The organism is Actinoplanes sp. CA-252034 (genome assembly GCF_050956125.1).
In the GTDB taxonomy this organism is placed as follows: Bacteria; Actinomycetota; Actinomycetes; order Mycobacteriales; family Micromonosporaceae; genus Actinoplanes.
Map to the genome: position 1 here is coordinate 6,284,676 of NZ_CP191846.1, position 14,167 is coordinate 6,298,842.

The window sequence follows — 14,167 nt, forward strand, 5'->3', positions numbered from 1 at the left end:
GTTCTGCGTTGTCTGACTGAGAGGCGTTGCCGCCGGTGCCTTCGCCGGTCACCGGTGATGGCTGCTCTCCACGGGCGTCAGGGCCTGGGGTTCTGCAGGCACCACGTCTGGTCGGGGGTGCTGCCGTGCGGCCACATGATGACCGGCGCGCCGTTGGCGGTGCTGCGCCCCTCCACGCTGAGCAGGTAGCCGGTCTGCGTATTCACCACGATGAAGCCGCCGCACGCGCTGCTGGGCTTCAGGCGCCAGGTCTGGTTGGGTGTGCCGTCACACTTGTTGATCACCACCTGGGCACCTCGGGCGCCGCTGCCGCCGAGGACGCCGAGACAGAACCCGGAGCCCTGGCGGTTCAGGATCCGGTGATCGAAGCCCTGGGTGTCGACCTGCCAGAACTGGTCCCAGTTGTCCAGGCACTGCCAGAGGATGATCCGGCTCAGGTTGCGCATGTCGCCGCCCTCGACCCCGGCACAGCGTTCCTGCGCGCCCGGGTTGAGGTTTCGCAGCTGGTAGTAGTCGAACAGGCCGGCCGCCGCCGGCGCGGCGGGTGCCAGCGCCGTCGACACCGCGACGATCAGCAGGCTCGCGGCGGCGAGCAGGCGGCGGAGCCGGCGACGGGGGTTTCGTGGATCCAGGGGTACGGCCATGGTCCTGCCTTCCGGACGCTGGTGGCCGGTGGGTGCACCGGCCCTGGCCGGAAGCATCGCCGCCCGGGCATGACACCGGCGTGACACGCCACGGGGAGGGCCGGTCACGGTCGACGTCAGCCGGAGCGCAGGGCGGTGTCCAGAGCCGCCAGGTGATCCGCGACCGTGCCGACGGTCAGCGCCCCGCTCGCGGCGCCCGCCCACTCCCCCGCCGCCGGGGCGAGCGCCCGCCTGGCCCGTCGCATCGCCGTCCGGTCCCCGGCGCTGATCGCGGCCCGCCCGAACAGGCACCACAGCGCCTCGGCGAGCAGATCCGCGGGCGGATCCGGCACGTCGGCGAGCGGGATCCGGCCGGGGTCGAGCAGCGGCCGCACCCAAGGTTCGTACGGCCCCCACGCGTCGTCGCCGATGTCGGGTGGCAGGCCCCGGCGCAGGCGCAGGCCCAGCAGCGCCAGGGACAGCAGCCCGTCGCGCATGCCGGGCATCCCCGCGTCGTCGAGCCGGGCCGCCGCCGCACGGTACCGGGCCTCGGCCGGCGCCTGCCCGGTCACATCGGCCCGCAGCGCTCCATACCACTGGGTGAACACGCCGACGAGCGGCCGATCGTGCCGGCCGGCCAGATCGTCGGCGGCCCGCGCATGCTGGTCGGCCCGGTCGAACGCGGCCACCGCGCAACTCGACTGCAGGCGGATCAGATGCCCGAGCACCTCCACGGAGACGAGACCGTGCCGGTTGCCCAGGCTCGCCAGTTCGGCGCCGATCCGGTCGCGGCGCCCGGACGCGCCGGTGGGCCGGCAGCTCTGGATGAACACGCCGTTCAGGGCGAACGCGAGCAGCGCCGGATCACCCAGCTCCCGGGCGATCGACTCGGCCTGCCGGGCACAGTCGCGCGGCCGGGCCTCGTGGACGCCGCGCGACTCCAGCGCGACGGTGGCCAGCAGCCGTGCCCGAGCCGGTTCGTGCCCGGTCGCGGGAAGGGCGGCGAGGGCCCGTTCCGCGGCGGCGACGACGCCGGCCGCCTCGCCGGGGTCGTCGGAGCGCGGCCAGATCGCCGGCACGTCGTAGGCGCCGATCACCCGTGCGGTCAGTTCGGGGTCGCCGAGCTGCTCGGCGGCCGTGACCGCCGCGGCACGCTGCCGGCGGGCCACCTGCAGGCCGTCCGCGCCGGTGACGGCCAGGTCACGCAGCAGACCGACCGCCGACTCCAGGCGGGTCCGCGCTCCACCGGCCACCCGGTCGTAGGCCGACGCGGCCTGCCGCAGCACCTCACCGGCCGGATCGGTCACGTCCAGGTGCGGCTCCTGCCGCAGGATGTCGGTCTCCAGTGTGCGCAGCGCCGGCCCGGGCTCCACGCCGAGCTGACCGGCGAGGAGCCGCCGGGCGCGTCGCAGCACCGCGAGCGCGTCCCCCTGCCGGCCCGACCGGTACAGCGCGAGCGCCAGCAGCCGCCAGCCGTCCTCCCGCCACGGATGCGCGGTCACGTGCTCGTCGAGGTCCGGGACGGCCTCGGCCGGGCGGCCCAGGGCCAGACGCGCCCCGGCCCGGCGCTCGACGGCCTGCAGGCGCAACTCGGCCAGGCGGGAACGGTCGGCGCGTGGCCACGCCGCATCCGGGAAGTCGGCGTACGCGGGGCCGCGCCACCAGGCGAGAGCCTCGTCGAGCCGGGACAGGGCGGCGGCGGGGTCAGCGGCACGGGCGTCGTCGACGGCCTGCTCGAACCGCCACGCGTCCACCTGATCGGGCGCGCACCTCAACGCGTACCCCATGCCGTGGGTCGTCAGCAACGTCGCCGGTGCTCGCGCCGGGCGGTCCGGCTCGACGGCCTTGCGCAACGCGGCGACGAAGGTCCGCACAGCGGCCACCGCCCCCTCGGGAGGCGACACCCACAGGTCATTGACAAGATCATCAAGGGGTACGACACGACGGCGCGCCACCAGCAGCCGGCCCAGCACCGCCCGGTGCATCGGCCCCTTCAGCGCGACCGGCCGGCCCGACGCGTCCTCGGCGATCACCGGCCCGAGGACACCGAAATGGATCACCCGGTCACGTTACTCCGGGGCCTTTTCGCCTCACAGCACCGTCGTCAGGGCGCCTCCGTCGACGCGCACCGCCGACCCGTTGATCGCCGACGCCACGGGACTGGCGAGGAAGGTCACCGCGTTCGCGATCTCGAACGGCTCGATGAAGCGCCCGAGCAGGGACGTCGCGTTCGTACCGATGATCGCCGCCTTCATCTCGTCCTCGGTGACGGATCGCGCACCGGCCAGCGCCTTGACCGTCCGGGCGACGCCGTCGGAGTATGTCGGGCCGCCCAGGACGGAGTTGACCGTCACCGCGGCGCCTCGCGTGAGCTTGGCCAGGCCGTTGCCCACCGACAGCATCGCCGTCTTGGACGTGCCGTAATGAATCATGTTCGCGGGGATGTCGACGCCCGACTCGCTGCTGACGAAGACGATCCGCCCCCAGCCCCGGTCGAGCATCCCCGGCATGAGCCGCCGAGCGAGCCGGACACCGCTGAGCACGTTGACCTCGAAGTAGAGCCGCCAGTCGTCGTCCGAGATCAGCTCGAACGGTTTGAGCTCGAACAGCCCGACGTTGTTGACCAGGATGTCGACGGCCGGGATCTGCTCGCACAGCCGCTCCACGTCCTCGGCGACCGAGAAGTCGGCGGGCAGCCCGCTGACGGCCACCCCGGGAACCGCGCGGCGCAACGTCTCGACGGCGTCCTCCACCTTCGCGGGGTCGCGGCCGTTGAGGATCACGTCGGCACCCTCGCCGGCCAGGGCCCTGGCGGTCGCGTACCCGATGCCCTGGCTGGATCCGCTGATGAACGCGGTCTTGCCGGTGAGCTGCAGATCCATCGACTCTCCTCAGAAATGGCCACCGGCCGGAACCGGGACCGTGCACCCGTGCCGCGTCGTCGACGGCGGCTGACACGAGGATGCCGCCGCCCGATGAGCATCCGATGAGCGAGCGGCGGGGCCGGCCGGCTGCGGGCCCTGATTCCGGAAGGTCGTTACAGACCGAGGCGGATCGGGCGGGTCGGCGCGCCCGCGGCGAGAAGGGCCGCCAACGGGGTGGCGAGGTCGCGGGGCGAGAACAACTCGGGGCCGGTGTGGCCGGTGATCTCCGCGAGACGCCACCAGCGGAACGCGTCCAGGTGCTCGTCGGCGGCCAGCCAGGCGTCGGTCATCTCCCCGCGCGGCCGGAAGTGACCGACACGGACGAGGAAGTAGTCGTTGACGAGGCCGTCGAGGCCCGGCGCGTGGACGGCGTCGATCTCCTGGCGCCACACATGCGGCGGATCGGCGGTGATCGTCAGCCCCGTCTCCTCGCGGAGCTCGCGGCGCAGGGCGGTCAGCGCGTCCTCGCCGGGTTCGATGCCGCCGCCCGGCGCCGCCCACACGCCCTTCGCCCCGCGCGGCACGGCCGGGTGCGGGGGACGAACCGGCACAGCAGGACGCGGTCGTCCTCGTCGAGGAGGATCGCCCGCGCGGAGTGCCGCAGCCGCGGCGTCACGGCACGTCGGACGTGACGACGGAGCCATCGATGATCGACACGCCGGGAGACTATCAACGTCTCCGCCGTCTTCTCGTGCCCGCGCCGGGACTCGAACCCGGGACTGCCGGTGTGTAGGACCGGCGCTCTCGCCGCTGAGCCACACGGGCATGCGGAGGAGGTGGGATTGTGTCGGCGGGTGCCGACCGCGTGTTCCGGCCTGGAATCGAACCAGGGACCTCCGTCTTGTCGAGGCGGTGCTCTACCGATTGAGCTACCGGAACGGGATGGTGCACACTTTCGGCCCCTGGGCGGGACTCGAACCCGCAACCGTCGCCTTAGAAGGGCGCTGCTCTGTCCAGTTGAGCCACCAGGGGGCATGCCGAGCCGGCGGGGCGACTCGAACGCCCTCCTGCCGCTTACGAGACGGCCGCACCACCTGTCGTGCTGCGCCGGCCTGCCGGACACGTGTTGCTGGGGGTGCAGGGCTCGAACCTGCATTCCCGAGGCCAAAGCTCGGTGGCCTGCCGATTGGCCGAACCCCCATCGGCTCGTGTCGCCGTCGCCCGTCCGGGGGTCGAACCCGGTCTTCCGGATCGAGAGTCCGGTGGTCTACCCACCTCAGCCTCACGGGCGTTCATTCACCGACCAGGCCGGGGTACGAGAATCGTTCCAGCACCCGGGTCCGGTCGTTTCTGGGCAGCCGGAAATGGGCCGCCACAACACCTGCCGTCCACTGTTCAGTTGAGAGAGAACAATTCCGCCGAACGCATGCGGAGGAGGAGCGGGAATCGTCATGCAACCACGCCCGCGGGAATGCTCCGGAAACGAGGGAGCCGCCCTTTTCGTCGGCTGACGAGGGCGGCACAGGCGCATGTTTTACTGCGCTAACCGCTCCATCGCTCCAGCTCATGGCACGTCTCGTGCTCTTGGAGACGCCGAGTCGCCGTCACGACGGATATGGCGGATCCACACCGCATCGCCCGCGCTCGGGCGGTCACGCAGTCTGCATTCCACGACATGACGGTTCGACTCCTCTCCAAGCTGGTGCGGCCGGTCTCACTAATCCTTACCGGCCGATGCGGTCTCGTCAACGCATTTGCGGGGCGATTCTCGTGTCCGCCCCACCGGCGTTGAGATCACTCTGCCCCGTCGCCGGGCGACGCGCGACCTATTATTTACGCGCGTCGTCCGTACACCCTGATCGGTTGATTTGTCTTCCCTCGCCGCCGTGATGTCAGCCGAGCTGACCCAGCACGACCGACCCGGCGAGGAACAGCAGGACCAGCGGCGTCGTGCGCAGCAGCGTGCGCCGGGAGGGACGCTCGGCGCCGCGCAGGAGGGTGACACCGAGGGGGACGAACGCCACGGTGAGCCCGGCGACCTGCACGACCGACGCCCAGGTGCTTCCCTTGAGGACGCCCAGCATCAGGCCGGACATCAGGGCGAGAGCGATCGCGGGCGCCGGGCGCAGCACGCCGGAGAGGTGGCAGCCGATCGCGAGGACGATCCAGCCGAGCATCACGGCGGCGGCGAGACTGGACGCGACCCACTCCGGATGGCGGTAGTACGCGCCGACGGCCCGGGTGGCGACTTCCGGGCCGCCGGCATCGGCCAGCGAGAAGGCGAAGGCGTCGGCGCCGTGGTGGAAGGCGCGGGCGAAGAGCCCGAAGATCACCAGGCCGCCGCCCCAGAGGGCCCAGGCCGGACGGGTGACGCCGATCCGCACGGCGACGGCGACGACGCCCGGCCACAGCGCGATGACGCCGGCGAGGAACAGGGCGTACGAGGTGGCGACCAGCATGGGCTGACGCTGGTAGGCGGCGAGTTGGTGGGGGAAGAAGAAGGGGATGCCGAGTCGCAGGAGCGTGCCGGCCAGCAGGAGCAGGGGCCCGGCGACGAGGGACACCCCGCCCAGCCACGGTCCAGGAAAGGTGAACGCCGGCCGGGTGATCGTCGTGGTGAGCATGTCCGGGACTCTGCCGCGCGACCATGGTGCGGCACATCCGGCCACGGCACCGATCCGTGGCCGGGCCGCCGGGATGAGCCGGCCCGCGCGCCTGCCACCGGAGGATGAGCGACCCGGGTCGGATGGCAACGGCGGTGGGACCGGATAGCGTGGCGGCGTGTTCGCGACGCGGGGGCGGATCGTCGATGTGGCGGCGGCCGCGGCTGTCCTGGTGGTGTGCGGCTACGCCGCGCAGGAGTCCGGAAGTCCGGCCTGGTGGCAGTGGCTGCTGGTGGGCGCCGTCGCCGCGCCGGTGGCCGTCCGTCGCCGATGGGCGCTGCCCGCCGCCGCGGCGACACTGGCCGCGGCCGGTGGTGTCCTGATCGGCGGCGTGATCCCCGGCTACGCGTCGCCCGGCGTGTGCGCGGCCGTGGCGCTGACCCAGTACGCGGCAGCGGCCGGCCTGCCGCTGCCGCGTTCGGTTCCGGCACTGGCCGCCGGGCTCGCCGGCGCGGCCGGGCTCGGCCTGCTGTGGCCGGTGGCGCCGCTGGCGGCCGGGTCGGTGGTCGCCGGCGCGTGGACGGCCGGCCGGCTCGTCCGCCACCGGCGGATCCTCGCCGAGCAGGCCGCCGAGGAGCGGACCGGGCGCGCGGTGACCGAGGAGCGACTGCGTATCGCCCGCGACATGCACGACATCGTGGCGCACAGCCTCAGCATGATCACGATGAAGGCCGGCATCGCGCGGCACGTCGCCGCGGTCCGGCCGGAGGAGGGCCTGGCCGCCCTGGAGGTCATCGAGACGGCCGGCCGGGAGGCTCTGGTCGAGATGCGCCGTGCCGTGGGCCTGCTCCGCGCCGACGAGGGCCCGGCGACGCCGTCCGGTGGCGATCAGGACCTGCGGGCCCTGGTCGGGCGCGCCGAGGAGGCCGGGGTGCGGGTCCGGACCACCTTCGTGGACGTGACCACGCCACCGGCCGCGGTCCGCCTCGTCGTGTACCGCGTGGTCCAGGAGGCCCTGACCAACGTGGTCCGGCACGCGCACGCCACCGGCTGCACGGTCGAGGTGGAGGCCGGCCCGGCGTCCGTCACGGTCCGGGTGGTCGACGACGGCGCCGCGGTGGCATCGGCGGGGGCCGGCAACGGGCTGCGCGGGATGCGTGAGCGCGTCGCCGCCTACGGCGGCAGCCTCCGGGCGGGCCCGCACGAGGACGGTGGCTTCGCGGTGACGGCGCACATTCCCTACCCGGCCGAGGACCGGGGGGTACGGTCGTGACCGATCCGATCCGGGTGCTGATCGCCGAGGACCAGGCGCTCCTGCGCGACAGTTTCCGCGTCCTGCTCGACACCGTGCCCGGCTTCGTCGTGGTCGGTGAGGCCGCCACCGGCCGGGAAGCCGTCGAGTCGGCGCTCGCCCATCGGCCGGACGTGGTGTTGATGGACATCAGCATGCCCGACATGACCGGCATCGACGCCACCGAGCGGATCTGCCGGCAGACGTCCGACACCCGGGTCCTGATCCTCACCACGTTCGACCTGGACGAGTACATCTACGGGGCGCTGCGCGCGGGCGCCAGCGGCTTCCTGCTCAAGGACACCACCGCCGCCGACCTCGTCGCCGCGATCCGCGTGGTCGCCGCCGGCGAGGCGCTGCTCGCGCCCAGTGTCACCCGGCGGCTCATCGCCGCGTTCGGCGCTCAGGCACGCCCGTCACGCGCCTTCCACCGCAGGCTCGACGGGATCACCGAGCGAGAGCGCGAGACCCTGGTCCTGATCGCGCGCGGACTGTCCAACGCCGACATCGCCGCGCACCTGACGCTCAGCCAGGCGACCGTCAAATCCCACGTCGGCCGGCTGCTCACCAAGCTCAACGCCCGTGACCGGGCCCAGCTCGTCGTCGTCGCCTACGAGACCGGACTCGTCACGGCGGCTCCCACCGAGTCCGCGGACTGATCAGGCCCCGGCCCCGGCGGACGCGCGCAGCGCCGCCGCCAGCCACTCGTACGGGAATTGTTCCGGCTCCGTGTCGTTGACGGCGGTCACCAGCTCCATGTAACGGTCGAGCGGCCCCGGCGGGTCGGGGGGTGTGCGGTCCCATTCCGCGCCGGCGAGCATGTGGTCGGCGGACTGGATCCGGAACTCCGGCGTGTCCGGCATGCCGGGGCTGTCCGGTGTCGCGAACAGCGCGGTCAGCCATCCGATCCACCGGTCGGCGATCTCCCGGGCCTCCGGCGAGTCCGGTGGCACCCGGTCGCGGGCCGCGTCGATCACGGCCTGGCCGATCGGTGTGGCCGCGTCCAGGGCGTCGAGCATGGGCGCGGAGGTCATCAGCGGGCCGGCGCCGGTGGTGCACACCTCGTGCAGCTCCCGGCGTACGGCCTGACGGGTCCCGGCGTCGCGGAGCAGGTCGGCCAGCTCGATCCACGCCTCGAGCTGGGCCGCGGTGGGGTGGTCGGGCAACTCGGGACGGGCCGCCCGCCACCACTCCACCATGCGCTCCGGGGGTTCCCAGCCGGTCGAGACCTCGGCCCAGAAGTCGTCGATCAGCCGGTCGCGTTCCTCGTCCGGCATGCCGACCAGCCGGTGCATCAGCGTCACCTGCTCAGCGGTCGAGTCCTGACGCACGATGGCCGACAACACCGCGCGGCGGGTACGCATCCGCGCCTCCTGTTCCGTCAGCAGCGCCAGGTGGGTGGCGGCCAGCTCACGCAGTGTCGCCTCGCCGGCCAGCACCCGCCGGATGTCGTCCAGGCTGCCACCGAGCTCGCGCAGCGTGCGGACGAGCTCCAGGCGGGCGATGGCCGACACGTCGTACAGGCGGTGACCTGCGGGGGTGCCGGCGGTGGGCGCGACGACGCCGGCGTCCGCGTAGTAGCGGATCGCGCTGACGTTAAGACCGGTCCGCCGGGCGACATCACCGATCGGGTAGAGCTCGCTGTCGTCCATGACGCCCACTATGCGATCTCAACCAGCTTGAGACGCAACCCCCGCTCCGCGGCCGACTGTTCACGAATGTTGCTAACCGAGATCGATGCCGTTAAATTTGGGAGCGCTCCCACTCCCGTCCCCAGGAGAGGCTCCATGTCCCGTTCCCGCGCCTTCGCCGTCGCCGCCGCTTGCGCCACCGCGGCGGCGGGTGGCGTCCTGATCGCCGGCGGCTCCGCCTCCGCCGGCACCATCTCCGGCACCCTCCACCGAGATGCGAACACGCCCGTCGCCCGCTGGTTGCAGTCCAATGCGGGCGACTCACGAGCCACCGTGATCCGCGACAGGATCGACAGCCAGCCCGCCACCCGCTGGCTGTCGAACTTCAACGTCGCCACCATCGGCAGCGAGGTCGCCACCTACGTCAACGCCGCCAACGCGGCCGGGCGGATTCCCGCCCTGACCGTCTACGGCATCACCAACCGCGACTGCGGCGGCGCCAGCTCCGGCGGCGCCCCCGACCTCGGCCAGTACCAGACGTGGATCGGCAACATCGCCCGCAACCTCGGCGGCCAGACCGTGATCCTCAACCTGGAACCCGACTCCATCGCCCTGCTCACCTGCCTCAACAGCAGCGAGATCGCCGCCCGCAACCAGGCGCTGCGGACCGCGGCACAGACGCTGAAGGCCGGCAACCCCAACGCCAAGGTCTACCTCGACGGCGGGCACTCCGCCTGGAACAGCGCCGGCGAACAGGCGTCACGTCTCGTCGCCGCCGGGATCGCCGGCGCGGACGGGTTCTACACCAACGCCTCCAACTTCCAGCCGACCAGCGCGGAGGCGGCGTACGGCCGCTCAATCATCAGCGCGCTCAACGGGCAGGGCGTCAGCGGGAAACGGCAGGTGATCGACACCAGCCGCAACGGCGGCGCCGCCGGTGACTGGTGCGGCGACGACAACACCGATCGCCGGATCGGCCAGTACCCGACGGTGAGCACCGGGGACGCGAACATCGACGCGTACCTGTGGATCAAGCCGCCGGGCGAGGCGGACGGCTGCCGGTACGCGGCCGGGTCGTTCCAGCCGGACCTCGCCTACAGCCTGGCGAGCTCCGCACCCAACCCGCCGTCGCCGTCACCGACGTCCTCCCCGTCGTCCTCCCCCTCGTCGTCTCCGTCCTCGTCGCCGTCGTCCTCACCGTCGCCGTCGTCGTCGTTCCCGGGTGGAGCCTGTGGCGCCACACTGCGGGCGGTCAGCACCTGGAACGGCGGCTACCAGGGTGAGGTCAGGGTTCAGGCCGGCAACGGCGTCTCCGGCGGATGGACCGTCTCCTGGTCACTCCCGTCCGGCTCCTCGATCAGCCAGGTCTGGAACGGCACGCTGACCACGTCCGGTTCCACGGTCAGCGTCCGCAACGTCTCGTGGAACGGCAACCTCCCCGCGGACGGCTCCACGACCTTCGGGTTCATCGCCACCGGCGCGCCCGGGACGCCGGCCCTCACCTGCACCTCCCCCTGACGCGGCGGCCGGGGCCGCGCCCGCACTCGCGTCCCCCGGCCGGCCGCCTCACCGATCGCGGCCGCGGTCGCTCGCCAACCGGCCGCGGCCGCGATCACCCTCACCGGGGACGGGGCGCTCGCACTCGCACTCGCACACGGGGCCGTCCAGCAATCGTGGGCGGCGAGGCCACCTCTTGCGCTGCCGGCGAGGTCGTGGGCCGTACCACCTGGTGTGCGGGATCTCGGGTCGCGGCATGGGTGAGAATGCCGCGCACCTGTACCGGCAGGCCCCGGTGACCGTGGTCACGATCATGGCGGAAACGCCGCGCCGAGGCCCGGCCGGGGCGTCGGAACGGGTATGGGTAGGGGTGAACGCGACCGCGAAGCGAGGAGCCCGCCCTGACGTCACCGCCTCGGCGGCCGGCCCTGTTCGCCCTGATCCTGGTCATGGGTGTCGGCCCGTTCGCCACCGACACCTACCTGGCCGGCCTGCCCGAGTTGCAGCATTCGTTGCGCACCAGCGCGACGGTGGCCCAGCTGACCCTGACGGCGTTCATCGTGGGCATGGCCGTCGGCCAGTTGCTGATCGGGCCGATGAGCGACACGTACGGCCGGCGCCGCCTGCTGGTCGTCTGTGCCGTGGCGTTCGCCGTGCTGTCGGTGGTGTGCGGGCTCAGCCCCGACGGGGCGCTGCTGGTGGCCGCCCGGCTCGCGCAGGGCGCCGTGGCCGGCGGTGGGGTGGCGCTCGGCCGGGCCGTCGTCACCGACACCCACCACGGCGACCGCGCCGCCGCCACGTTCGGGCTGATCTCGTCGTTCACGTTCCTCGGGCCGATCATCGCCCCGGCCGCCGGTGGGGTCGTCCTGGCGTACGGGACGTGGCGCACGGTCTTCGCCGTTCTCGCCGTGCTCGGTGTGCTGATGGCCGTCGCCGTCGTGCTGGGCGTGCCGGAGACGCTGCCCCCGGCACGGCGGCATCCGGCCGGTCTGCGGTCGCTCGGCTCACGGATGGCCGGGCTGCTGCGCGACTGGGGCTTCATGCGTCACGTGCTGCTGCAGTGCCTGGCCAGCGCCGGATTCTTCACCTACATCGGCGGGTCCGCGTTCGTGTTGCGCTCGGTCTACGGCATCAGCGCCACCCACTACACCGTCGTCTTCTCCACCAATGCCGCCGCGATGGCCGTGTTCAGCCTGATGTTCCGGCTCCTGGCGGTCCGGGCCGGCGCGGTCCGGCTCAGGGCGATCGGCATCACCGTGTCCACGATCGGCGCGGCCGGGCTGCCGGTGGTGGCGCTCGCCGGGCCGCACAGCGTGCCGCCGGCCGTGCCGTGGGCCCTGCTCTGCGCGGTGGTCGGCGGCATGGGCTTCGCGATCCCGGCGGCGACCGCCCTCGCCCAGGAGGCCGGCCGCCACTCGGCCGGCACCGCCTCGGCCCTGCAGGGCGGGCTCGCCTTCGTCACCGCGGCCGTGGTCACGCCGCTGACCGGACTGTTCGGCTACGACACGCTGCTGCCGATGGCCGTGGCGATGAGCCTGTTCTACGCCGCCGCCTTCCTCCTGATGTGCGTCATCACGGTCCGCTCCCCCGCTCGCGCCGACGCCCCCGTCGGGTGAGCTCCCGACGGGGCGCCGGCTGTGGTGGAGCAGGCGATGCCGGCCCCGGTGTCACCGCCGCACGATCAGGTCCACGCGCCCTGCATGATCAGGTCCACGCGCCCTGCCAGCCGAGCAGGTTCCACTGCCACAGGAACCAGGTCAGGGCCACCATCCCGGCCAGCAACGCCACCTGGTGGATCCGGGCGGCCACACCGGCGCCGCCGCCGCGCCAGCTCCGGACCGTCAGCGTCGTCGCCGCCACGGCCACCGTCAGTGCCACGACCGGCACGCCCAGCAGGAGCCGGAACGCCATCGGCACGCCGTACAGGAACTCGCCGGACAGGGTCACCACGGTGCCGATCAACCCGCCCAGGAACAGCAGACCCAGCAGGGCCGCGCCGACCGCCAGCCGGCGCGCCAGCCGCCAGGTGGGAGTCGTCGCGGCCGGCCGCCGCCGTACCCGGCGCACCACCCGGCCGACCGGTAGCGCCGCCGCGCCGAGGAGCGGCAGGAGCAGAGCCGCCAGCACCCCCAGGTTGACCGGCGGCGTCTCGGCGGGGGACATCGACTCGGCTGCGGACCCGTCGGTGGCCACGTAACGCCGTCCGTCCGTGCCGGCGAGGAACACCAGCCGCTCACCGTCGGCCGCCTGGTAGCGCCCGTCGGCCTGCGGCGTCCACGTCCGGCCCCGGAACGTCACGGCGCCGGCGTCGTCGACGGACAGCCGGGACGGCGAGAGCAGGGTGGTGAGCTTCTCGAAGGAGGTCGCGTTGTGCCGGGCCGGCTTGTAGAACCCGGCCAGCGGCTCGGCCGGCCGCGCCGCTCCGACGGTGTCCGGTCCGTCGGGCTCGGCGGCGGCCCGCTCCGGAGCGAACCTGTCGAAGAAGGCGTCGAGGAGTCCCTGCATCTCCGGGCTGCCACCGCTGAGGCTGTTCATCGAGATGAACAGGCCGAGGTCGCAGTCCGGCACGAGCATCATGATGCTGGCGAACCCCTCCCAGCCGCCGTCGTGCATGAGGACCCGGTGCCCGTTCATGGTGCGCTCCTTGAAGCCGTGGGCGTACCCGTCCACCCGTGGGTCGGCGGTGAACGAGCGCTGATGCATCCGGGCCGTGGCCTGCGGGGAGAGGATCGGCCCGCCGTCGTGCAGGTGTGCGTTCATGAAGGCGGTCATGTCCGCCGCGGTGGTGGTGATCGAGCCGTCCGGCGGCATCCGGTCGAAGGTGAACGGGTACACCTTCGCCGGGGTGAGGTCGGTGTCGTAGCTGCGGGCCAGGTCCGGGCCAGGGCGGCGGGCACCGGCTCGGCGGCGGTGCTGCGGGTCATGCCGAGCGGGCCGAGCAGGTGGCGCTGGACGTACTCGTCGTACGGCTCGCCGCTGACCTCGCTGACGATGTGGCCGGCGAGGGCCGCGCCGTAGTTGGAGTAGGCGGAGATCTCGCCGGGCGGCCGGATCCGGGCGGGCATGTGATCGGCCAGGTAGCGGCCCAGCGGCGGCACGTCGGCGGCGTCGCGCGCGCCGGTTCCGGTGATGACGTCCTCGAATCCGGCGGTGTGGCTCATCAGGTGCCGCAGCGTGACCGGCCGGGCGTAGGCGTCCGGCACCCGGAAGCCGGTGAGATACCGGTTCACGTCGGTGTCCAGGTCGAGCCGTCCAGCCTCCACCTGCTGCATGACCGCCGTCCAGGTGAACAGCTTCGAGATCGAGGCGATCCGCACGAGGGAACGGGTGGCGTCGAAGGCGACCGCGCGTTCGGTGTCGGCCAGCCCGTACCCCTTGGTGAAGGCCGTGGTGCCACCGGCGGCCACCGACACCACGGCGCCGGGCACCCGGTCCGCCGTCAGCTGTCCGGGCAGGTTGCCGTCGAAGAACTCGGCCAGCGCGGCCGAGGTGGCCGGCGGGCAGGCGATCGGCGAAGCGGCGGCCGGTGGCGCGAGCACGCCTGCGGCCGGCACCGCCGCACCGCCGACGAGCAGACCGGTCAGGGTACGGCGGATCAGGGCTCTCATCGTGGCGCTCCTCGGACTCGTCGCTGATGGACGATGGCTCATCGCTGGTG

At 72.9% G+C, this 14,167-nt stretch carries 12 protein-coding genes and 6 tRNA genes; 4 read left to right on the forward strand and 14 right to left on the reverse strand.

Annotation, left to right across the window (positions count from 1 at the left end):
- Positions 1-77: 77 nt before the first annotated feature.
- The 11 genes from ACQPZW_RS28940 to ACQPZW_RS28990 form a co-directional block, all read right to left on the reverse strand.
- The gene (locus tag ACQPZW_RS28940; RefSeq protein WP_433789183.1) at positions 78-644 is read right to left on the reverse strand and encodes an RICIN domain-containing protein; all 567 of its coding nucleotides are present in this window, start codon (positions 642-644) and stop codon (positions 78-80) included.
- A gap of 116 nt (positions 645-760) precedes the next feature.
- Positions 761-2,683 carry an AfsR/SARP family transcriptional regulator gene (locus tag ACQPZW_RS28945; RefSeq protein WP_433789184.1) on the reverse strand — a complete coding sequence of 641 codons (1,923 nt, stop codon included), beginning with the start codon at positions 2,681-2,683 and terminating at the stop codon, positions 761-763.
- Positions 2,684-2,713: 30 nt separating this feature from the next.
- On the reverse strand, positions 2,714-3,505 hold the full coding sequence (locus ACQPZW_RS28950; RefSeq protein WP_433789185.1) for an SDR family NAD(P)-dependent oxidoreductase: 792 nt from the start codon (positions 3,503-3,505) through the stop codon (positions 2,714-2,716).
- Positions 3,506-3,660: 155 nt separating this feature from the next.
- On the reverse strand, positions 3,661-4,098 hold the full coding sequence (locus tag ACQPZW_RS28955) for an NUDIX domain-containing protein (RefSeq protein WP_433789186.1): 438 nt from the start codon (positions 4,096-4,098) through the stop codon (positions 3,661-3,663).
- Positions 4,099-4,239: 141 nt separating this feature from the next.
- Positions 4,240-4,312: transfer RNA gene (locus ACQPZW_RS28960), tRNA-Val, on the reverse strand.
- 41 nt (positions 4,313-4,353) lie between these two features.
- Positions 4,354-4,426, reverse strand: a tRNA-Val gene (locus ACQPZW_RS28965).
- A gap of 19 nt (positions 4,427-4,445) precedes the next feature.
- A tRNA-Arg gene (locus ACQPZW_RS28970) sits at positions 4,446-4,519 on the reverse strand.
- Between the two features lie 8 nt (positions 4,520-4,527).
- Positions 4,528-4,599 (reverse strand) — tRNA-Thr (locus tag ACQPZW_RS28975).
- A 17-nt stretch (positions 4,600-4,616) separates the two neighbouring features.
- A tRNA-Gln gene (locus tag ACQPZW_RS28980) sits at positions 4,617-4,688 on the reverse strand.
- Positions 4,689-4,704: 16 nt separating this feature from the next.
- A tRNA-Glu gene (locus ACQPZW_RS28985) sits at positions 4,705-4,778 on the reverse strand.
- A gap of 601 nt (positions 4,779-5,379) precedes the next feature.
- Positions 5,380-6,111 (reverse strand): hypothetical protein, encoded by a 732-nt coding sequence (locus ACQPZW_RS28990; protein WP_433789187.1) that lies wholly within the window; start codon positions 6,109-6,111, stop codon positions 5,380-5,382.
- A gap of 157 nt (positions 6,112-6,268) precedes the next feature.
- Between ACQPZW_RS28990 and ACQPZW_RS28995 the strand changes: the two genes are divergently transcribed.
- Positions 6,269-7,363 carry a sensor histidine kinase gene (locus ACQPZW_RS28995; RefSeq protein WP_433789188.1) on the forward strand — a complete coding sequence of 365 codons (1,095 nt, stop codon included), beginning with the start codon at positions 6,269-6,271 and terminating at the stop codon, positions 7,361-7,363.
- The gene (locus ACQPZW_RS29000; protein ID WP_433789189.1) at positions 7,360-8,040 is read left to right on the forward strand and encodes a response regulator; all 681 of its coding nucleotides are present in this window, start codon (positions 7,360-7,362) and stop codon (positions 8,038-8,040) included. The genes ACQPZW_RS28995 and ACQPZW_RS29000 overlap by 4 nt, the downstream gene beginning before the upstream one ends.
- On the opposite strand, the gene ACQPZW_RS29005 is transcribed toward ACQPZW_RS29000, so the two are convergent.
- The gene (locus ACQPZW_RS29005) at positions 8,041-9,033 is read right to left on the reverse strand and encodes a MerR family transcriptional regulator (RefSeq protein WP_433789190.1); all 993 of its coding nucleotides are present in this window, start codon (positions 9,031-9,033) and stop codon (positions 8,041-8,043) included.
- 135 nt (positions 9,034-9,168) lie between these two features.
- Here ACQPZW_RS29005 and ACQPZW_RS29010 point away from each other — a divergent pair, with 135 nt between their 5' ends.
- Together ACQPZW_RS29010 and ACQPZW_RS29015 are read left to right on the forward strand one after the other, a co-directional pair.
- Complete coding sequence (locus ACQPZW_RS29010; RefSeq protein ID WP_433789191.1) at positions 9,169-10,530, forward strand: glycoside hydrolase family 6 protein; 1,362 nt, start codon at positions 9,169-9,171, stop codon at positions 10,528-10,530.
- Between the two features lie 428 nt (positions 10,531-10,958).
- Entirely contained in the window at positions 10,959-12,125 is a 1,167-nt protein-coding gene (locus ACQPZW_RS29015; protein ID WP_433789192.1) for a multidrug effflux MFS transporter, read from the forward strand.
- Positions 12,126-12,213: 88 nt separating this feature from the next.
- Here the strand turns inward: ACQPZW_RS29015 and ACQPZW_RS29020 are convergent, their stop codons facing one another.
- Positions 12,214-13,344 (reverse strand): serine hydrolase domain-containing protein, encoded by a 1,131-nt coding sequence (locus ACQPZW_RS29020; protein ID WP_433789193.1) that lies wholly within the window; start codon positions 13,342-13,344, stop codon positions 12,214-12,216.
- On the reverse strand, positions 13,278-14,117 hold the full coding sequence (locus ACQPZW_RS29025; RefSeq protein WP_433789194.1) for a serine hydrolase domain-containing protein: 840 nt from the start codon (positions 14,115-14,117) through the stop codon (positions 13,278-13,280). Before ACQPZW_RS29025 ends, ACQPZW_RS29020 begins: the two co-directional genes overlap by 67 nt.
- Between the last annotated feature and the right edge of the window lie 50 nt (positions 14,118-14,167).

Bases quoted from the DNA above. Each gene is read 5' to 3' on its own strand.
- ACQPZW_RS28940 (WP_433789183.1), bottom strand. From the start codon at position 644: ATGGCCGTACCCCTGGATCCACGAAACCCCCGTCGCCGGCTCCGCCGC.
- ACQPZW_RS28950 (WP_433789185.1), bottom strand. From the start codon at position 3,505: ATGGATCTGCAGCTCACCGGCAAGACCGCGTTCATCAGCGGATCCAGC.
- ACQPZW_RS28990 (WP_433789187.1), bottom strand. From the start codon at position 6,111: ATGCTCACCACGACGATCACCCGGCCGGCGTTCACCTTTCCTGGACCG.
- ACQPZW_RS29005 (WP_433789190.1), bottom strand. From the start codon at position 9,033: ATGGACGACAGCGAGCTCTACCCGATCGGTGATGTCGCCCGGCGGACC.
- ACQPZW_RS29010 (WP_433789191.1), top strand. From the start codon at position 9,169: ATGTCCCGTTCCCGCGCCTTCGCCGTCGCCGCCGCTTGCGCCACCGCG.
- ACQPZW_RS29015 (WP_433789192.1), top strand. From the start codon at position 10,959: ATGGGTGTCGGCCCGTTCGCCACCGACACCTACCTGGCCGGCCTGCCC.
- ACQPZW_RS29025 (WP_433789194.1), bottom strand. From the start codon at position 14,117: ATGAGAGCCCTGATCCGCCGTACCCTGACCGGTCTGCTCGTCGGCGGT.